The organism is Vibrio sp. RM-41-2B, from assembly GCF_024744415.1.
Classification (GTDB): domain Bacteria; phylum Pseudomonadota; class Gammaproteobacteria; order Enterobacterales; family Vibrionaceae; genus Vibrio; species Vibrio diabolicus.
This window is the reverse complement of record NZ_JAMQWD010000019.1, coordinates 18,544-37,913: the sequence shown is the minus strand read 5'-3', so window position 1 is coordinate 37,913 and position 19,370 is coordinate 18,544. Positions and strand designations below refer to the sequence as shown.

The window sequence follows — 19,370 nt, the reverse complement described above, 5'->3', positions numbered from 1 at the left end:
AAACATGGCTCTGTATTTGTGCTTTGGATTGGTCTGTTATGTTGTTTTTGTTATTTTGTTGAAGCTATCAACGTTAAAAGCTGGCAATTGCAGAATATTTGCGTAACCTAGTGTGTAAATTAAATGTTAATTAATGTGCCTCATTAAAGGAGACAATGATGTTACATTCACGTGAGAATACTCTGCATTTAACACAGCTCAGCATGGCAGCAATTGAGCAGCTTTCCCCATCGTTTGAAGAACTGCCTCGTACCGAGCATGCAGATGGTCAGTATCGACTAAGACGTTATTCTGTGGTTGGTTTTGATAATGGCAAAGTCATTGACTTAAACAAAAACAGCTTTGTTCAATCGTCTGATATCAACCGATTCCAAGGTGATGTTGTAAGACAATTTGAGCCGATTGAGAAGGATATTCTCACCAGTGATGGTTTCCGAGAAATGTGCGAATTGTTTGTCAATGCGAATCATCTGCCTAACGGCCAGGAAATAGAAATTCACCAAATCCGAATCACAGCGCTAGAAGAAGAAACTCAAGTGGCACCTGAAGGTGTGCACCAAGACGGTTTTGATCACATTGCAATGGTTGGCGTGGGACGTCATAACATCATTGGTGGTGACATCATGCTGTACAGCAGTCATAACCAAGCCCCATTTTTCCGTAAGGTGTTAGAAACGGGTGAGGTTGCAATATTGGCAGACAGTAAACTGTGGCACAACGCGTGCCCAATCCGTTCTGTCATTGATGATGAAGCGGGTCATATGGATGTGTTTGTACTCACGGCTACGGATAAGCGCAATGAACTTCAATCTTAATCTGATCAGAGAGCAGTTTCCGGCACTCGCTCAATACCATAACGACAAACCTGTGACGTTTTTTGATGGTCCAGGCGGGTCACAGGTACCTCAATCAGTGCTAGATAGCATGGTGGGATATTTAGGTCGTTTCAACGCCAACTTAGGTGGGCATTATTTTTCTAGCCAAAAGACGGTTGACGTTATGCAAAATGCACGCGAGTCAGCGCAAGCTCTGCTTAACGCGCCGTCATCTGGCAATATCGTCTTCGGTGCGAACATGACATCGTTAACCTTTCAGCTTAGTCGTGCGATTAGCCGAGATTGGCAAGAGGGAGATGAGATCATTGTTTCTGCTTTGGACCACTATTCGAATGTGTCCAGCTGGCAACAAGCGGCAGAAGATCAAGGCGTTACGGTTCATCAGGTTCGTATCAACGAAGGTGATTGTACGTTGGACTTGGAGCATTTAAGCAGTCTTCTTTCTGATAAAACGCGCCTTGTAGCGGTGACCTATGCATCGAATACGACTGGTTCTATCGTGGATGTGCAGCGAGTAGTAAGCATGGCTCACAACGTTGGGGCACAAGTTTATGTGGATGCCGTTCATTATGCGCCGCATCATTTGGTTGATGTTCAAGCGTTAGGCTGTGACTTTTTAGCTTGCTCAGCTTACAAGTTTTTCGGCCCGCACGTTGGTATTGCTTACATTGCCGATCAGTGGCTGCACAGTATTCGTCCGTACAAAGTCGAGCCTGCAACCAATATTGGCCCAGGCCGATTTGAAACGGGGACGCAAAGTTTTGAAGGTCTTGCTGGTGTCGTTGCTGCGGTTGAGTATCTGGCTCAATTTGGTGAAGCCGGTCTACCTCTTCGTCAACGATTGGAGCAAAGTTACCAATTGTATGAACAACATGAGCAACGCTTGAGTGAGCGTTTCTTACAGCGTCTAAGTGCACTAGATGGTGTCAATCTATTTGGCATTGCGAAAGAAGATAGTCAACTCCGCACACCAACTTTTGCGCTAACATTCGACCGATATTCTCCAGAATTTATCGCGAAAACGCTGGGTGAACACAACATCTGTGTTTGGAACGGCCACTTTTATGCGCTGGGCTTAGTTCGTCAACTTGGTCTAGAAGAGTCGGGTGGTGTAGTACGAATTGGTTGCATGCATTACAACACAATAGAAGAAGTCGATATGTTGTTCGATGTACTAGAAAACATCCTTGATGCGTAACTGATCATATCTTCCTGATAGAAAAACAAAAGCTCGAGTTTGACTCGAGCTTTTTCGTTTTTATTTCAACAAACCAGCTATATATGCGTATATGCGATTAGGTGCTTACTTCTACTTCATAGGAAGTGAATTTTCTTACGTTGATCACGCCAGTGTCAAAAATGAGGTATTGACCTTTGATGCCTTGCAAAGTGCCAGTAACAACCGGGTTTTTATCGAAATTATGCGAGGTGATCTTAGTTGGGTGCTGTTGCACCGGATAGCTAAGGTCGGTAATGCTTTCGCTCAATACTTCAATTGCATCTTCACCGAATTTCTGTTTTATCTCAGCAATCTTATCTTCGACCAACGGCAATAGCTCAGCAAAACGATCTTGCAGTGCCATTGGTTCACCATCGCCTTTCAACAGTGTGCGCCAATTGGTTTTATCTGCGATATGTTTCGCCAGTTCAACTTCAATTAAACCGGAGATATGGCGAGTTTTTACCTTAAAAATTGGCAAACCCTGAGTCGCACCTTGATCAATCCAACGAGTTGGGATTTGCGTATGACGAGTGATACCAACTTTTAAGCTGGATGTATTGGATAGGTAGACAAAGTGATCCACCATGCAGTTCTCTTCGCCCCATTGTGGCTCGCGACAAGTCCCTTGGTCGTAGTGACAAGTCTCTGGCTTCATGATGCACATATCGCAGCTTGCTAGCTTTTTCATACAGACAAAACAATGGCCTTGCGAATAACTCTTTTTCGTTTTCTTACCACATGAGCAACAAAAAATATTGCCCGTGTGAGTCAGTGTGAGCGTTTTACCCAGAAACGGCGATAGATCAATTTCTTCCTCACCAACAGGTAGACGGTAACTGACAGCACCGTCCAGAGATGCACGCATTTTATTTAGCGTACCAGTTGCAATTAATGACATGACATTACTCATTATTGTGTTTTTGCACAGTATATCCGAAGTGGTGATGAGATGCAGGGTTGACAGGCACATTAAAGCGAAATGTATCGCTCTGAAATGTTATGCACTGGCCTTCATGGGTTAGGAAATACGGCTGTGAAATGCTTCGCAAATAACAAGTGAACCGCATTTTTGAGAGATTTAAAAACGTGATAACGGTTCAAAACACGTTACCATGTATCGAAAGTAAGAACGAAAGCTAAAAGTAATTTTGTTTCTTGATAAATGACTTTGTTTGAAGTTCGAAAAATCATTGAGTACATTGTGTTGTATATAAGCTGAGCAGGTCACTCGCCCATGAAGTGGATCCATAAATTTATCTTTGCCCTCTCTATTTGCACTATTAGTTTGGTTGCGCTTTATAGTGTTCTTGGTGATACACGAAAGCTGACCATTACACCAGAACATTTCAATATCTATGCGACTAAAGACGCCAGCGAAGGTGGCTTGAGTGAGGCTGATATTATTTACGATAAGCAAAGCCTAGTTCTCAGTTGTGACTTAAAGCAAAGCTCGTATGCTTGGCCTTATTGCGGAATCTCTGTTTATACCGATTCCACAACGCCAACACAGGGGATTGACCTTTCCAACTACCATACGATTCGATTGAAAGTGAGATATGAAGAGGCGGGGGTGGGGCCCAATCCGAGCCATGATTTGCGTTTATATCTGCGCAACTATAACCCTGAGTATTCCAAACCAGACGACGAGTACACGATTAAATACAATGGCATGCAGTTTTCTCCGTCCGGTTCAAACAACATCATCGAAATTCCGATTAAAAATTTACAGGTGATGACGTGGTGGTTAGTAGACAACAAAGTCGCAATTGAACACTCTGCACCTGAATTTTCAAACATCACACGTATTGATATAGCGACCGGATCTGGTGCGGAACTTGGCGAGCACAAAATTGTGATTGATAAAATTGAGTTTGAAGGCGCTTACCTTGCACAAGAAACGTTACTGTATGCGCTCTTACTCTCTTGGATGGCGCTTGGACTGGCATTTTCGCTGCACGAATTACGAAAAAATCGAGTCGCTTATGAAAAAGCGAAAAAACGTCATCGTCATTTAGAGAAGGTGAATGGTACGTTGCGAGCTCAAAACTATGAGTTTGCAGAGTTAGCGCATCGCGATGCGTTGACGGGAGCGATGAACCGTCACGCAGTGCAGCACTGGCTTGAGCAGCAATCACGGCAAGTTCGCTGGGGGCATAGTACATTCAGTATCCTTTATATGGATTTGGATAAATTTAAGAAGGTGAATGACAAATTTGGGCACCAAATGGGGGATGACATATTGCGCGAATTTGTCATGGTGGTGGCAAGTTCTATCTACCCAGATGACCGACTTGTTCGTTGGGGGGGAGAAGAATTTGTTGTATTTTGCCCTGACACCAATATTGAGCAAGCTGTGAAGAAGTCGGAAATGATTCGCAAAAATGTGGAGAGTCATTTGTGGGTACACGGTGAATCATTAACATGCAGCATTGGCGTCGCCCAAATGCAAAATGAACGCGTCTCAGAAACCATGGCGAGAGCAGATGAAGTGCTTTATCAAGCGAAGCGCAATGGTCGTAACCGAGTGGAAGCTCATTATGGTTTGCTTGCCTGCGAAAAGAAGCAAGCCTAACGATTCGTCACTCAAAGGAATAAAAAAAGGTGGCCAACTGGCCACCAAGAGGGAAACTGCTGAACACCACTTAGGGGGAAGTTTGGGTCATCGATGTGATTACCGTGAGCAGCAGTGTAGTGCTAATCGAGCTTGCTGTTTTTTACCAGAACAACCAAGCGAAAAGCGTTAGTGCAGCAATACAGGCAATATTTAAGACGAAACCAATTCGCATCATTTCTTTTTGCTTGATATGGCCCGTACCGAACACAATCGCATTTGGAGGTGTCGCAACTGGTAACATAAATGCACAAGAAGCGGCCACGGCAATCAATGCAGAGAGAATGACCGGAGACATGCCTAAGGCCTCTGCGATGGTTGCAAATACAGGGACCAGTAGTGCAGCACTAGCGGTGTTACTTGCAAACTCAGTCAAAAATACAACAAAAGCAACTACAGCAAGAATCGTCAGAAGGATACCTGCTTGCTCAAGGAAGCCCGATAAGCTATGAGCCAAAAATACGCTTGTACCGGTTGCTTTTAGGACGTTACTCAAACAGATGCCACCACCAAATAGGATTAACACACCCCAGTCGGTTGTTTTCTCAATATCTTTCCACTCTACAGCGCGAGAAGCCCCAAGCAGAAGAATCGCACCTATTGCGACAAGGGTATCGAACTTAGCGAAGCCACCCAGCATAGCGTTAATTGGCTTACTGAATATCCACAAAGTTACGGTCAGTAAGAAAATCGCCAACGTAATCATTTTGCCGTTTGTCCATTCGACTGGTTGATGGTCAAGGTCAAACTTGTGGCTAAGGTCAGGCTTAGTCATGGTGTACAACACGAGAATAGCGATTGGCATTAGTACTAATGAGATAGGCACACCGAGCTTCATCCACTCAGTAAAACTTAGGCCAACTTCAGCTGCTGCAATGGCGTTTGGTGGGCTACCAACCAGCGTTGCAATACCACCAATCGAAGCACTGTAAGCGATGCCGAGCAGAACAAACAAAAAGGTATTGTGATTTTTCTTCGCGTCTAGCTTTGTCATCACACCCAGTACAAGAGGCAGCATCATAGCGGCAGTGGCGGTGTTTGAAATCCACATTGACAGGCCAGCACTCACACCAAATAGCATGAATACAGCGACAGACATTTTGCCTCTTGCGAGCAACAGCACTTTATCAGCAATAGCTTGGTCTAACTTCTGTTTATGCAAAGCTGCAGCAAGTGCAAAACCACCTAAGAATAGAAAGATGATGGAGTTGGAGAAGTTGTTCAGTGCGGTCTGAGTATTAAACACGCCTAAAAATACCGCAAGTAATGGTATGAGCAGCGCGGTTATGCTGACGTGAATCGCTTCGGTTAGCCAAAGAATAGCAACAAAAACTAAGATGCTCAGGCCGGTTACTACTTGTGGCTCAAAGGGTAGGGTATTAAACAAGATAATGAACAATACGATATTCGCGTTCAAAATCATGCTGTTGCGAGTGAAGAACCAGTTCTTCAATGTCACAGCGAGTGCGGTCATGGGTAGTGCTCCTTTTGCATTGCCTTTTGTCGGTTTTTTTATGGCAAAGTAACTGACTTGTAGTTATTTATTGATTAAATGTTACTTGGAATGCAAAAAAGAGTTTTGCCTGAATCGTAGAGCAAATTAGAAAATGTGATGTTGAGAATTGGAAATGGGTAGAAAACTACCCATTTGTTTTATAGAAATGTTATTAGCCTTGTGAGCTGCGTTGTTACTCTATTCGACGGGAACTTGCAGAGGCTCATTAGAGATTTTTTCAGGCTCTTTTACTGCAACGATAGGTTCTTGAGGACCAAGAAACTTGGGCTGCGTATTAATAATGTAGAGGTCTAAAAAGGCTTTCACACGGGCGAGCAACTCTCGAATACGCATTGATGTTTTTTGTTTGTTTGTCGTAGGTCCTGCTACCGCAAGACACTGCGCATCAATGTTGTAAGCATCGGCAATAAACAGCGCTCGCTCACAATGAAAGCGCTGAGTCACAATCAGAAAGCGCTCCGAAGCAAAAATCTTTTTCGCCCTCACAATCGAATCTAGAGTACGAAAGCCAGCATAATCAAGGTGAATAACTTCCTCAGGCACGCCGGCTTTAAGTAAGTCGCGTTTCATCGTCCACGGTTCGTTGTAGGAGCGATGGGCGTTATCGCCACTCAATAAAAACTGTTTTACTTTGCCTTGGTTGTAAAGCTCAATCGCCGCATTAATGCGATGAGTGTAGTAAGTGTTGAGGATCTTACCGATGTATTTACTGGTACCGAGAACCACAGCAACCTCATGTTGAGGTATTTGTTCGTATTCAGTGAAAATGCTTTCTTTGGCTTGTAAAACCACCCACCGGTCGATGGCAATAACAGAAACAAGCAGACTAAGTACAGAGATCGACAAAATCAAAGCAAGTCGCTTCCAGGAAAATTTCAGCTTCCACTTTGATCTTATGCGAGAAAACAACAAAACGTTTTATATCCTTAACTAAAAATGTAGTTCTCATCATATCTGATAGAAACAAAAAGAGAGAAGCCCATTTATGCCAAAATCTGGTTAGGATGATAAAAAAATAAAAGCCCCTACATGGTAGGGGCTAATTATTAAACGAAATGTCTCAAGCTTAGAACGCAGTGCGTTTGTAACGACGGTAAACCGGCTGCCAGAACGATTGTTCAATCGCCACGTTCAATGCTTCATCAGTGATTTCTAATGCGACACCTTGTTCGATTGCCTTCTTACCAACAGCAAACGCGATCTTTTTCGATACCGAGTGGATCTCTTCCAACGGTGGAAGTAGCGCACCACGACCGTTGATTGCTAGAGGAGAGCATGTTGCGAGCGCACGGCTTGATTCCATTAGCATCTCGTCGGTGACACGTTTTGCGTTTACAGCAAGTACACCAAGGCCAATGCCAGGGAAGATGTAGCTGTTGTTACATTGGGCAATAGGGTAAGTGCGACCTTCATGAACCACAGGCTCAAATGGGCTACCTGTTGCAACCAGTGCTTCACCATTTGTCCAACGAATGATGTCGTTCGGTGTCGCTTCTACGCGGCTTGTTGGGTTCGACAGTGGGAAGACAATCGGACGCTTACAGTGTTTATGCATTTCTTCGATGACTTCTTGGCTAAATAGGCCAGGAGCACCAGAAACACCAATCAGTACCGTTGGTTTGGCGTTACGCATAACATCGAGGAGTGAGAAGCCATTTCCTTCATTTTCCCACTCTTTCGTATTGATATGCTTTTGCACCAAGCGTTGTTGGAAATCAAGAAGGTTAGGCATGCCTTCTTGTAACAGACCCCAACGGTCAACCATGTAAACTTGTGAGCGAGCTTGCTCGTCAGAAATCCCTTCCGATACCATTTGTGCGATGATCGCTTCTGCGATACCGCAACCAGCAGAGCCAGCGCCCAAGAAGGTGATACGCTGTTTAGACAGCTGAGTGCCTGCTGCTTTACAGGCGGCAAGTAGAGAGCCAACAGTAACGGCCGCCGTGCCTTGAATATCATCATTGAAGCAGCACACGCGATCTTTGTAACGCTCAAGAAGAGGCATCGCATTTTTCTGAGCAAAGTCTTCGAACTGGATCAAGGCATCAGGCCAACGGCGCTGTACTGCTTGGATAAACTCTTCTACAAATGCATCGTATTCTGCACCCGTAATACGAGGGTGACGCCAACCCATGTACATCGGATCAGCTAAACGTTGTGGGTTATTCGTACCCACATCAAGCACGATTGGTAGCGTGTAAGCAGGGCTGATACCACCACACGCGGTATAAAGTGACAGTTTACCAATAGGAATGCCCATGCCGCCGATACCTTGGTCACCCAAGCCAAGGATACGTTCACCATCTGTCACAACAATCACTTTAACGTTGTGGTTTGCTGCATTATTCAGCAAGTCGTCAATACGGTCACGGTTCGGATATGAAATGAATAGACCACGACCACGGCGGTAAATGTTAGAGAAGTTTTCACATGCTGCGCCGACAGTTGGCGTGTAGATGATAGGCATCATCTCTGAAATGTGGTTTTGCACTAGGCGGTAATACAGTGTTTCGTTGGTGTCTTGGATATTACGCAGATAAATGTGCTTATCCATATCGCTTTCGAAACTCTTGTATTGCTGGTAGGCACGTTCCACCTGCTCTTGGATTGTTTCGGTAGACTCTGGAAGCAAGCCTTCTAAGTTGAATGAACTACGTTCTTCAGCAGAGAATGCACTGCCTTTGTTCAAAAGAGGGGTTGCTAAAAGAGCCGGACCCGCATATGGAATATATAGTGGGCGTTTATCGTTGTTCATTGGGTGCCTTATGTAGGGTTGAAGGATGCGCACCAAATTTTAACGGGTTCACCATTTAGTTGTAAACATGCGTTGATGCACATCAATGTAATGTCGCAAAAAAACTCAGATACCGCCGAAAATATCGGCAATATTGGTTGTTTAGAGATACCTAAAGCAGGATTTTTTTACTTGGGTATAATGTTCTGCATCATCAAATCAAATCCAATTTCTATGTTTCAACTACCTATCGACAGCCTGCAAGCTGAGTTTGACCAACATGTGAACCAAAACCATCTCGTGGTGGAAGCCGAAACCGGGTCAGGTAAATCTACCCGTTTGCCTATGTGGGCGGCAAAACACGGACGCGTGCTGGTTATTGAACCACGTCGAATTGCTTGTACCTCGTTGGCTGAATATCTTGCGGAGCAATCTGGTGAGCCAATAGGTCGCAAAGTCGGTTACGCGATCAAGCTTCATGCCTACTTTGATGAAAAAACCGAAGTTGTATTTGTGACTCCGGGAGTCGCACTGCGTTGGTTTGCGGAAAACAAGCTAGCAGGCTTCGATATCGTGATAGTGGACGAATTTCACGAGCGACGCTGGGATATTGATCTATTAACCGCAATTTTGAAGCAAGAAAATCAGCATCGGTTGATCGTCACTTCCGCTACGCTGGAGGGCGAAAAGCTAGCGCGTTACCTGAATGCGAAGCGTCTGCGATCTGAAGGGCGTTGCTTTCCAGTCACGGTGACACATCGTTCTTTAGACAGCCGTTATTTACCGAATAAGAAGGGATGTGCACAAGAGGTTGTCAGAGCGGTAAAAGAAGCATTGGAAGATGAAGATGGCGATATTCTCGTTTTTCTCCCAGGACGCAAAGAGATCACCCAATGTGCTCAGATGCTACAAAGTTGCGGCGATGTCATGGTGGTCAAACTTCATGCCTCGGTTAGTGATGAAGAACGGCACCGCGCGTTAACTACGCAAAAACAACGAAAAGTCGTATTGGCAACCAATGTTGCGGAAACCTCCTTAACGATACCTAACATCCGAGTTGTCATTGATAGCGGCTTAGAGCGTCGAACCATTCAACGTAACGGTCGCACAGCGTTAACGCTGACCCACATTTCTAAGGCCAGCGCCGCGCAGCGAATGGGGCGGGCGGGCCGTGTTGCTGAAGGGGCTTGTATTCGTCTATATGGTGAACACGCGCCTTTAGAATTAGTGACGCCTCCAGAATTGCACAGAGAAGAGCTCGTCGAGCCCATGCTGACAGCGGCTTGTTGTGGATACCGTCTTTCAACACTCGATTTTCTCGACTCAATTCCTCCAAAGTCGCTAGAGGCATCTCATTCGACGTTGTTATCTATGGAAGCGATTGATGAGGATGGCAATGTCACGCAGCACGGGAGAAAAGTATACCCACTACCCATTGATGCACTGTTTGCCGATCTCGTTACCAGAATTCAAGCGAAGCCAGAGAAGGAAGCAATGATTGATTTGGCTGCCGCCTTATCTGTACCTGCGCAGCTCTATCAGCGACAAAGTGGTGAAGTTGCTGAGCTTCTATCTCAAGAGGAGCCATACGGATGTGATGCCTCTTTGCTGATCCGTTTGGTTCGGGGGGAGCGATTTCCGGGCATTGTCATTGATGCCAGCGCACTCGAAGAGGCACAAGGTTTAGCGAAACAAATGCGAGAAGTATTTGAATTACCGGAACTTGACGTTGCCTCTCGATATAAACGTGAAGCGCTCTTTTTCTCCATCGCCTCATTGCACCCTGAGCTTGTGTTTGTCCGACGAGCTCGTCGAAGAGATGCTCTAGGAAATGGCGTAGTCGAGATGCTGGTTGGGCGTAACAGCCGCTTTCCTGATAAAGAAGAAGCTGCCATCGTGCTAGATAGCCATAGCGTGCCAGGACGAGGCGTTAAGCAAACACTGAACCTCGCATCGGTCATGATGCCTATCCCGCTGACGTTGTTACGCGAACTTGAATTTGGGGAGTGGCAACAAGGTGAGACGAATTATGAAGAAGAGACGCCAAGAGCAACAATGCATTTGGTCTACGCCGGGCGAACAGTCTGTTCTGAACACCAAGCGTTACAAGGTGATGTTGCTGTTCAGTCTATTGTCGAAATGATAGAAGACGAGACACTGTTACCAGGTTTTGCTTCTCAAAGAAAACAACAAATCCAACACTGGAAACTCTACAACGCATTGGGCCTTAATGTCGAAGGAGAAGAGGTTAACGACTTGGCCTCCTTGACATTTTCTAGCTGGTTAAAGGATCAGTTGGAAACATTAGGCGTTGAAAATGTCGATGATATGGCGTTGTTTGAACCGGAAGACTTAACATTTAACGGTGTTCCAGAATGGGAATACGACGATTTCACGGAGCAGTACCCTTTAGAACTTTCGCTGCCAGAACTCCAACTGGATGTTGAGTATTACGCGTCTCGCAAGCTGGTACAGGTCGTTTATCGAGAGGGAAACCGTAAGGGGGATCCAAAGCGTTGGGAGCTGCCACGCTGGGCTGGTTGGAAGATACAGTATAAAAAGGCCAGTCGAGTGATTGATGTGAAGTAGGTAGGCGGATGACGTTGTGACAAGAATTGATATTTTTTTGGTGAATCTATAATGATTTCATATTGATAGCGTTACTTACGTGTTGTTTTTAGTTTCTTAATTGAAATATTAATCAATTGAATGCTTATATATGGCGAAGCTGTACATCAGTTGTTACAAAGCTGGTTTTAATATTTCCTTTTGCATGTAAATTAGTGCATAAAAGACGAATGTTTTATATCCCATTGCTATATCAAAACAGTTGAACGATATTTGGTATATCTCATTTTCGAGTGTCGGGGGCATAGAATGGATCAACAAGGAAAGACGTGCATTGAATTCGACTACACTAGCTTTTTAGGGGCGACAGGTAGTAAAAAATGGACCTTTTTAGAGGCATTTGCCACCATCGCGCCTATTTTCGGTTTGATGTGGAAACAGAACATTGCGGAATTGAGCAAGCCTGAAGATCGGTTGTGGGATGCCGCATTAAAATCGATGTCTTCTCGTAAAAGTGATGAATCCAATTTGGTCCGCTTAACCCAGTTAGCTAAACATGAAGGGATCAATGAATTGCGAGTCGTTATGCCATATTCGCTCGATGTTCAGCAAATCGAGTACATAGAATCTCGCAGTCAGTTGAAGGTGGACACGTCAGAACAAGATGTCCTTAACATCAAGTTTTAGGCTGAGAATTTCCACTTCATCAATGTACCACTTAACAATAGTGCAATGAAAAGCGACCTCAAAGTAGGTCGCTTTTTTATTTTGAGGTTTTTGTCACAGGTCTTAGAAGTGTGATGAATATAGAGCATTTGCACTTAAATTAACAAAAATGTAACGTTTGGAAATGCAATTGTCATAACTAGCTTCTAACTTTGTGTTTTTAGGACAAATTACCGACTAAGTGGTTGGTACTGTAAGTTCGAATTAACGTCCCTTATTGGCACACAAGGATGATTGAGTCACCACGTCATTTGGGCATAAAAACAAACACAATAAGAAAGGAAGTCAATATGTCTTTGTCTCGTCGAGACTTTATGAAAGCTGCCTCTTCAACGGCGATTGTTACCGGGCTGGTGGGCTGTGGTAGCGATGCTAGTGAATCTGTTGCGGTTACCTTTGAGCACGGAGTGGCGAGTGGAGATCCTACTCAAACACAAGTAATCATTTGGACTCGTGTTACGACCTCAGCAAGCTACGCAGATGTAAGCTGGCAAGTTTCATCTAACGAAAATTTTACTGATATCGTGCAAAGTGGCACTTTTGCCACAGACACGAGCCGAGATTTCACGGTAAAAGTCGATGTTCAAAATCTCAACGCAAATTCTCGCTACTACTATCGATTCATGGTTGGAGATGTCACTAGCGAAGTCGGGCAAACTCAAACATTACCAGAGGATGGTGTAGAAAAGGCATCCATGGCTGTTGTTTCTTGTGCAAACTATCCTGCAGGCTATTTCCATGTGTATCGAGAGATCTTAAATCAACATGAACAAGACCCGTTTGATGTGGTGCTTCATCTCGGTGATTACATTTATGAGTATGGTGCTGGTGGCTACGCTAGTGAAGATGCTGAGGCACTAGGGCGAGAGCCAAGCAAAGGCACTGAATGCATTACCTTAGATGATTACCGAAAACGGTATGCGCAATATCGCCAAGATGCTGATCTGCAAGCGTTACATGCGAGCCTACCAATGATTGCAGTCTGGGATGACCATGAGCTTGCAAATGATAGTTGGAAAAATGGTGCGGAAAACCATCAAGAAGAGGAAGGCAGCTTTAATGATCGTCGTGCAGCTGCGGCTGCCGCGTGGACAGAATGGTTGCCCGTTCGTGAAAATACTTTCTCAAACATGCTGATTTACCGTCAGTTTTCGTTTGGAAGTTTAGTCAATTTGATGATGCTCGACACGCGACTTGTGGGGCGTGATAAACCGTTGGATTATTTCTCGCTCAGCTCACCAACGATGGAAGCTATTGGCGGTTTAGTTGCTCAGTCGCGCAGTCAAGACCGAGAACTGTTAGGCGCTGACCAACTCGCTTGGCTGATGGATGCGTTCAGTACGCACGACGCAACTTGGAATGTGCTAGGGCAACAAGTGTTAATGTCTCGTATGGAGTTGCCAAGTTCGGTTATGACCGCGATGTTTCAATTGTTTACTGCCACTGAAGACCAAAAAACAGAGGCGTTATTAGCGGTAAACTCTGCGCTTACGGGTTACCTCTCTGACCCAAGTTCAGATACCATTGCTTTGCCATATAACCTAGATGCATGGGATGGTTACTACGTTGAGCGAGAGAAAGTTTATCAACTGGCCAAAGCCAACAGTGGTAACTTTGTCTGCTTGGCAGGAGATACGCACAACGCATGGGCAAGTGAGCTGAAAGACGTATCTAAGCATCCTATCGGGATAGAGTTTGCAACTAGCTCGGTGAGTTCCCCTGGGCTAGAGGCCTACCTAGCGTTAGATCCTGTTGCGATCGCTCAAATGGAATACACGTTGCCGCACTTAGTGTCAGAATTACAGTGGGCAGACATCAAACAGCGTGGCTTTATGCGCGTTACTTTTACGCCCGACAAGGCAGAGTCGACCTGGTATTTCGTATCAACGATTAAAGACAAAACATATCAGGTGACGACTAAGTCAGCCTCTACAACAGATGGCACTACGTTAAATATCGGCTAAACTGAGCCTAATACGAAAAAAGTCCGCAAGCTAGTGCGGACTTTTTATTGGAAAGCGTTTAGCAATCTAGCGACAGTGCTAGTCAATCAATCCGTATTCTTTGCTCAGAACTTCGATGATTTCCGCTTTCGGATTCTCACTCAAATGAATCGGCTTGCCTGTAATCTTCTCGGCAATACCAATGTAGGTGCTCGAAATCGCCATCAAAGATTCGACGGGTAAAGCATTATCACGAGCGAGTGCTTCGCGCTCTGGCATACGTTCTTTGTTTAGCAAGATATCTGGGTCAGGGAAGTGGTTAAGTAGGAACTGGCGGAAACCTTCTTTTGAGTTCTCTACGATGTGACCTGCTTGGTACTCTTTAGCATCCCATATACGAGACGAGTCTGGTGTACCCACTTCATCCATGTAAATCAGCTTTTCATTGCCAGCGGCATCATGAACATAACCAAATTCGAATTTGGTATCGACAAAGATTTGGTCGATTTCTTCTAACGCTTGGCTGATAACGTTAAAGCCTTCTTTCAGCAGTTTTTCGTAGAGTGCGATATCGTCGGCACTTGAGAAGTTAAATGCTTCGTAGTTGTCTACGATGTTTTGACGAGTAATATTCACGTCGTCCGCTTCTGGCACACCGGGAATGCCTTTTAGAATGCCTTTTGTGGATGGGGTCATGAGCAACTCTGGCAGTGCTTTGTCTTTTCCTAACCCTTCAGGAAGTTGGATTCCACAAAACTCGCGCTCGCCATTTGCGTAAGCGCGCCACATCGAACCCGTGATGTATTTGCGGCAGATGGCTTCGATTTTTACCGGTTTGGCTTTTTGTACAATCCAAACAAAAGGGTGAGGAATGTCTAGAATATGGCTATCTGCTAAGCCATTTTCTTTGAACAGTTTGAACCAGTGATTAGAAATCGCATTAAGCGCAGCCCCTTTACCCGGTACACCATTAAGACCACCTTCAGCATGCCAAATACAATCGAATGCAGAGATTCGGTCGCTAATTACCATGATAGCCAAAGGCGCATCTGGAGCAACATCGTATCCTTTTTCTTTGATCAGTCGGGCACTGTCTTCTTCAGTTAACCAGTAAACTGAACGAACTTTTCCACTATGAACGGGTTTATGGGTGCGAATTGGCAGGTCGTCATTGACGGCAAGTACTTGATTAGCAAGGCTCATTGCGACATTCCTATCATCTTAATCAAACGTCAGAAAGAGAAGATATTCAGCAAAGTTTGGGCGCTGAATAAATCGAATGTGGGCATCATACCAGAACTATTTTAACTCGCCAGAGAAAAAGCAAACGTTTGCTTGTTTTCTTTAATACAAAAAATGCCCCCCTTAAAAAGGAGGCGAGATGCATGATGGATAACGTCGAACTTATTAGTGGTACTTATTAACTCTGCCTTCGACGAAAAAGACTTCACACTGATAGCGCTGCGCCATGTCGCGCAACATAGATTGATTCATAAGTGCAATTTCATTTGATGCTACAACAGCACTGGCATTACCTGATCGGATGGCTTTGATCACGATCTCGACTTCTGAAAGCTGTTGAGAAGGCTTCATTTGAATAACGTTTTTACAGCAAATATTAGAAGCAGTGAGTTGTTCAAAGTCTGGGCGAGGGCAGTCTGCTGTAAACAAAATCCATTGTTTCTGTTGCGATAAAACAGCCAGCTTAGATAGAAGCTGATCCGAAACGGCCATGGGCTGAGTTGCTTGTGCCAATACGTTGTAATGAGAGTATGTATGAGATTGACTTTGTAACTGCATCTTACTGTTCCTTTATACATGCTGTATGCGTATACAGTAGTTTGTTTTGGCGACCTGATCAACCCGTTTCTCAAAAGTTATTTGCGGTTTCTTGAGAAGAAAATAAAAGGTTTATATTTTAAGTATTTGAATTTATTTGGTTATTTTTTATTTCTGATATGTCTAACATCAATTTAAAAATGTGAGATGAGTAGAAGATTGGACGAGATACATACAGGGGTTCACTACTGTATATACAGGTGTTGTTTCACGGACAGTGGTTTGTATACAGTAGGAGAGGGGCTGATAACCGATGCGACATGCTATGTAGGATAGGAGGGAATACGAGATAGAGATTGGAAATAGGGCTTGGCCGATCAAAAAAGCGCCTTAAAAGGCGCCTTTGAAAATCAGTTCCGTTGATTCCGTCTTGCTTAGCTCGCTCGTTGCAAGCGTTCGCGCATTTGCAATTCGCCTTGGTTAAATAGGCGCACGTCGATTTTTGCCATGTCGTAACAAGCTTTACATGAGTAATGGTGCTTGCCATCTAAATAATCGTGACGAGTTACAAGACTAGGTTTTTTACACCAATCACAGGTGCCTTCTTCAGTGAACATTGATTTTCTCCCCACCTAGATTAATTTGAGTCGTTAGGTGTTATTTTGCGCTGAGCATTATGGCATAAAAGCGAGACTTAAGTTAAATGTCTGTTAATTTGTTTGAGAGGGAGATCGATTGCGGCGCTTGATTATATGGGTCTAAAAGCATGCTAGCCAAAGTATCTTTACCGATTTTTACTGTTTTGTAACATTTTGTGAGACAAGCTTAAAGGCATGATTGAGTCGCTTCATTTCTTCTTCACTGCCTCTTGTGTCCGGATGATAAAGCTTTGATAGCTGTCTATAGCGTAGCTTGATTGCTTGTAAATCAGGGATGGTTTGTGGTGTGTAGCCAAACATAGCACACGCGACGCTTAGCTTATGGTTTTCTGCCTGAGTTTTGGATTTCTTAAATTCTCTGAATACTTTCTCTAACTGACGCTTCAGTTGCTTGTTCGTAAACTCTAGCTCTTTTATTTTTTCCGCCATTCGTTGATTTTGGCTTTCCTCTTTGGCTTCACGCGCTTTTCTATTCTGCTTAAGTTTCTTGATCACGAGAAAACTTAAGCCGCAGATGATGAGTATCGCCGCTAGCCAAATCAGCCATAGAAACTGCGAGTGTTCTACTTTGGGGTTTGCAACTGTGCTTTTCTCTTCTAGTGTTTGCTCAGCCTTTTTATCGAGCGACTTTATTTGCGAGACTTGCTTAGCTCGCAGTTGGTTGAAGCGCTGCTCTAACAGTTGATTATAAGCTTGTTCTGCTGCTGGATTATGCTGAGAAGCCATTCGAAACAAGGCTTCAGTCAATTGAGAAGTTGTGACCTTATCTGGATTGCGCTGAATAAAATCGGCGAGAAGAAAGCCACGATCGGTTGGGTCATTGAGTGCGATAGAGGTTAGCCAATATAATGCTTGTGTTTCATTCTTTTCGCCATATATCCCCTCAGCAAAGTCGTTCGCGAGCTGTTTTTGCGCAGGGAGGTAACCTTGGTTGGCGGATTGCTCTAGCCAGTAGCGTGTTTCTGTTGAGGCTTCAGCTTTGTTTGATGCCAATAATTGTTGTGCGTACTCGTATTGTTCTATGGGGTCATTTGGAGCTTGAGAGGCAAGCGAGTAACCAGAAAAGCTGAGGCTAAATAAGCAGAGTAGGGCAGACGTTTTGACAGACATTGATATGTCAGGCCTAACGATTATGGTTAGGCCTGCTCCGGTAATTTTTTATTATTACCGCTATGGTGCAACCAAATTACTTCAGTGGCAAGATCTGGATTTCAACACGACGGTTGCACGCACGACCTTCAGAAGTTTGGTTTGAGCAAATTGGGTTACGTTCGCCGTAGCCACGTGCAATTGCACGACCAGGTGCAACGTTTTGAGATACTAGGAATTGACGTACGGACTCTGCACGACGCTCAGACAACGTTTGGTTGTATGACTCACTGCCCGTGCTATCAGTGTAACCGTCGATAACAAGGCTGGTATCTGGGTATTCAACCAAGATGCGAGCAACACCGCGTAGCGTATTATGAATGCTAGCATCAAGCTGGTAAGAGCTTGAAGAGAAGCCGATACCATTTTCCATACGCAGTAAAAGCTGGTTCTCACCAACACGCTGAACCTGTACACCAGAGTTTAGCAAAGCGCGACGCAATTCTGCTTCTTGTTGGTCAAAGTAGTAACCAACGCCAGCGCCAGTCGCTCCGCCTGCGGCCGCACCAATGAGTGCATGCTGACGGCGTTCTTTAGCGTCATCGCCCGTTGCTAGACCGATTGCTGCACCAGCGATAGCACCAATAAGCGCGCCTTGCGTGGTTGAGTTAGTTTCGTATTCACCCGTTGTTGCATTTTGGCGTTGAGTGGCTTGACAGCCAGTAAGAGCTAGCACTAGAGCTAGTGCAATAGGCATCTTTTTCAAGGGAAAATCTCCGTATAAAACTGAGGCGAAACCATGCCTCATAATGGGATGCAAATTATGAATAAGTAAGCATTGATATTTGTTATGAGAAAGTAAGATTGATAAGAGTTTCTGTAAGAAAATTCTTATCGTTACTATCACAACTTCAAAAAGTAGGTCCCAATAACATTGGAATATTGGAACCTACGTCAATCAATTGCTGCTCTGGTTATTTCGATGGATTGCCCAACATTTTACGCGCTTGCTCGCCGCCAACACCACGGTTAACGGAGACTCTTCTACCTTTTTTCAAGCCCACTTCGTAGTCTTCGGTTAGGTTTTTCATCGCTTCTTTCAGTTGCTTCTTGAAGGTTTCGCGGTCAATGTTTTGGAATTCTTTATCAATATAATCATTGATTTTGTTGGCCGACTCTTCGTCTGGAGAAATGACTGGAAGTTTCTCTATCGCACCCTCTACCCAGCCAGATACAAATGAGTTCACGCGGCGAGTCACTTCTTGAGAAGAGGTACCCGTACCTGCGAAGCTATTTCGGAATTGTCCGGTACTTTCGTTCATCTCGCGATAAATAATATCGAAAGCAAATGCAGCAAAAATCGCGCGATCTGCTTCACCGATAAACTCGACACGTTTGAGCCCTTTGTGATTCAACAACACCGCTTCAACACCGAATTTAGTGTTAATGCCGCGAATCACTCGCAATATGGTAGAACTGATATTCGCTGGTAGTAGGTGGGAAGACTGTGTTTTCCCCATTCTGATAAACTCAATATCGTCCTTATCCAGACCATATTTGAGCATGAGGCGATGTGCCATTTTGATAGCATTGGCAGCCTCATTAACATTAGCGGAATTGCCCAGTTCTAAGCACTTGGCGATTTTTTTCAGAGCTTTTTGTTTATCCATCGACAACCAGTAACGAA

At 44.5% G+C, this 19,370-nt stretch carries 16 protein-coding genes; 6 read left to right on the top strand and 10 right to left on the bottom strand.

Going from position 1 to position 19,370, the window contains the following annotated elements; all coding sequences use genetic code 11:
• The first annotated feature begins 158 nt into the window (after window positions 1–158).
• Window positions 159–815, top strand: a complete 657-nt coding sequence (locus NB463_RS13185) for a 2OG-Fe dioxygenase family protein (RefSeq protein ID WP_005393193.1) — start codon at window positions 159–161, stop codon at window positions 813–815.
• A complete protein-coding gene (locus tag NB463_RS13180) occupies window positions 799–2,034 on the top strand; it encodes a cysteine desulfurase-like protein (protein WP_257889762.1) in 1,236 nt (411 codons plus the stop codon). The genes NB463_RS13185 and NB463_RS13180 overlap by 17 nt, the downstream gene beginning before the upstream one ends.
• 97 nt (window positions 2,035–2,131) lie before the next feature.
• Here NB463_RS13180 and NB463_RS13175 read toward each other — a convergent pair whose 3' ends face one another.
• Window positions 2,132–2,956 carry a DUF2797 domain-containing protein gene (locus tag NB463_RS13175; protein ID WP_053807249.1) on the bottom strand — a complete coding sequence of 275 codons (825 nt, stop codon included), beginning with the start codon at window positions 2,954–2,956 and terminating at the stop codon, window positions 2,132–2,134.
• A gap of 336 nt (window positions 2,957–3,292) precedes the next feature.
• Between NB463_RS13175 and NB463_RS13170 the strand changes: the two genes are divergently transcribed.
• Window positions 3,293–4,630: a GGDEF domain-containing protein gene (locus NB463_RS13170; protein WP_053807250.1), complete on the top strand. Its 1,338-nt coding sequence runs from the start codon at window positions 3,293–3,295 to the stop codon at window positions 4,628–4,630.
• Window positions 4,631–4,772: 142 nt separating this feature from the next.
• On the opposite strand, the gene NB463_RS13165 is transcribed toward NB463_RS13170, so the two are convergent.
• The 3 genes from NB463_RS13165 to NB463_RS13155 form a co-directional block, all read right to left on the bottom strand.
• Window positions 4,773–6,143: an SLC13 family permease gene (locus tag NB463_RS13165; protein WP_005395853.1), complete on the bottom strand. Its 1,371-nt coding sequence runs from the start codon at window positions 6,141–6,143 to the stop codon at window positions 4,773–4,775.
• 219 nt (window positions 6,144–6,362) lie between these two features.
• On the bottom strand, window positions 6,363–7,097 hold the full coding sequence (locus NB463_RS13160) for a SanA/YdcF family protein (RefSeq protein ID WP_031780501.1): 735 nt from the start codon (window positions 7,095–7,097) through the stop codon (window positions 6,363–6,365).
• Between the two features lie 154 nt (window positions 7,098–7,251).
• Window positions 7,252–8,940, bottom strand: a complete 1,689-nt coding sequence (locus NB463_RS13155) for an NAD-dependent malic enzyme (RefSeq protein ID WP_053807251.1) — start codon at window positions 8,938–8,940, stop codon at window positions 7,252–7,254.
• A 213-nt stretch (window positions 8,941–9,153) separates the two neighbouring features.
• On the opposite strand from NB463_RS13155, the gene NB463_RS13150 reads away from it, so the two are divergent.
• From NB463_RS13150 to NB463_RS13140, 3 genes are all read left to right on the top strand, one after another.
• Complete coding sequence (locus tag NB463_RS13150) at window positions 9,154–11,508, top strand: helicase-related protein (protein WP_258431253.1); 2,355 nt, start codon at window positions 9,154–9,156, stop codon at window positions 11,506–11,508.
• A 288-nt stretch (window positions 11,509–11,796) separates the two neighbouring features.
• Window positions 11,797–12,174, top strand: a complete 378-nt coding sequence (locus NB463_RS13145; RefSeq protein WP_005377965.1) for a hypothetical protein — start codon at window positions 11,797–11,799, stop codon at window positions 12,172–12,174.
• 329 nt (window positions 12,175–12,503) lie between these two features.
• The gene (locus tag NB463_RS13140) at window positions 12,504–14,177 is read left to right on the top strand and encodes an alkaline phosphatase D family protein (protein ID WP_258431252.1); all 1,674 of its coding nucleotides are present in this window, start codon (window positions 12,504–12,506) and stop codon (window positions 14,175–14,177) included.
• A gap of 78 nt (window positions 14,178–14,255) precedes the next feature.
• Here the strand turns inward: NB463_RS13140 and NB463_RS13135 are convergent, their stop codons facing one another.
• From NB463_RS13135 to NB463_RS13110, 6 genes are all read right to left on the bottom strand, one after another.
• Complete coding sequence (locus NB463_RS13135; RefSeq protein ID WP_085569567.1) at window positions 14,256–15,359, bottom strand: phosphoribosylaminoimidazolesuccinocarboxamide synthase; 1,104 nt, start codon at window positions 15,357–15,359, stop codon at window positions 14,256–14,258.
• A gap of 204 nt (window positions 15,360–15,563) precedes the next feature.
• On the bottom strand, window positions 15,564–15,956 hold the full coding sequence (locus NB463_RS13130) for a SulA-like leucine-rich domain-containing protein (protein ID WP_258431251.1): 393 nt from the start codon (window positions 15,954–15,956) through the stop codon (window positions 15,564–15,566).
• Between the two features lie 413 nt (window positions 15,957–16,369).
• On the bottom strand, window positions 16,370–16,552 hold the full coding sequence (locus NB463_RS13125; RefSeq protein WP_005377960.1) for a hypothetical protein: 183 nt from the start codon (window positions 16,550–16,552) through the stop codon (window positions 16,370–16,372).
• Window positions 16,553–16,729: 177 nt separating this feature from the next.
• Window positions 16,730–17,704 (bottom strand): J domain-containing protein, encoded by a 975-nt coding sequence (locus NB463_RS13120; RefSeq protein ID WP_258431250.1) that lies wholly within the window; start codon window positions 17,702–17,704, stop codon window positions 16,730–16,732.
• A gap of 76 nt (window positions 17,705–17,780) precedes the next feature.
• A complete protein-coding gene (locus tag NB463_RS13115; RefSeq protein ID WP_005377956.1) occupies window positions 17,781–18,440 on the bottom strand; it encodes an OmpA family protein in 660 nt (219 codons plus the stop codon).
• 217 nt (window positions 18,441–18,657) lie between these two features.
• Window positions 18,658–19,353 carry a DUF2786 domain-containing protein gene (locus tag NB463_RS13110; RefSeq protein WP_005395879.1) on the bottom strand — a complete coding sequence of 232 codons (696 nt, stop codon included), beginning with the start codon at window positions 19,351–19,353 and terminating at the stop codon, window positions 18,658–18,660.
• Window positions 19,354–19,370: the final 17 nt, after the last annotated feature.

Excerpts from the sequence above, each read along its gene's own strand:
- NB463_RS13185 (WP_005393193.1), top strand. The coding sequence starts at position 159 with ATGTTACATTCACGTGAGAATACTCTGCATTTAACACAGCTCAGCATG.
- NB463_RS13180 (WP_257889762.1), top strand. The coding sequence starts at position 799 with ATGAACTTCAATCTTAATCTGATCAGAGAGCAGTTTCCGGCACTCGCT.
- NB463_RS13175 (WP_053807249.1), bottom strand. The coding sequence starts at position 2,956 with ATGTCATTAATTGCAACTGGTACGCTAAATAAAATGCGTGCATCTCTG.
- NB463_RS13170 (WP_053807250.1), top strand. The coding sequence starts at position 3,293 with ATGAAGTGGATCCATAAATTTATCTTTGCCCTCTCTATTTGCACTATT.
- NB463_RS13165 (WP_005395853.1), bottom strand. The coding sequence starts at position 6,143 with ATGACCGCACTCGCTGTGACATTGAAGAACTGGTTCTTCACTCGCAAC.
- NB463_RS13155 (WP_053807251.1), bottom strand. The coding sequence starts at position 8,940 with ATGAACAACGATAAACGCCCACTATATATTCCATATGCGGGTCCGGCT.
- NB463_RS13150 (WP_258431253.1), top strand. The coding sequence starts at position 9,154 with ATGTTTCAACTACCTATCGACAGCCTGCAAGCTGAGTTTGACCAACAT.
- NB463_RS13145 (WP_005377965.1), top strand. The coding sequence starts at position 11,797 with ATGGATCAACAAGGAAAGACGTGCATTGAATTCGACTACACTAGCTTT.
- NB463_RS13140 (WP_258431252.1), top strand. The coding sequence starts at position 12,504 with ATGTCTTTGTCTCGTCGAGACTTTATGAAAGCTGCCTCTTCAACGGCG.
- NB463_RS13135 (WP_085569567.1), bottom strand. The coding sequence starts at position 15,359 with ATGAGCCTTGCTAATCAAGTACTTGCCGTCAATGACGACCTGCCAATT.
- NB463_RS13130 (WP_258431251.1), bottom strand. The coding sequence starts at position 15,956 with ATGCAGTTACAAAGTCAATCTCATACATACTCTCATTACAACGTATTG.
- NB463_RS13125 (WP_005377960.1), bottom strand. The coding sequence starts at position 16,552 with ATGTTCACTGAAGAAGGCACCTGTGATTGGTGTAAAAAACCTAGTCTT.
- NB463_RS13120 (WP_258431250.1), bottom strand. The coding sequence starts at position 17,704 with ATGTCTGTCAAAACGTCTGCCCTACTCTGCTTATTTAGCCTCAGCTTT.
- NB463_RS13115 (WP_005377956.1), bottom strand. The coding sequence starts at position 18,440 with ATGCCTATTGCACTAGCTCTAGTGCTAGCTCTTACTGGCTGTCAAGCC.
- NB463_RS13110 (WP_005395879.1), bottom strand. The coding sequence starts at position 19,353 with ATGGATAAACAAAAAGCTCTGAAAAAAATCGCCAAGTGCTTAGAACTG.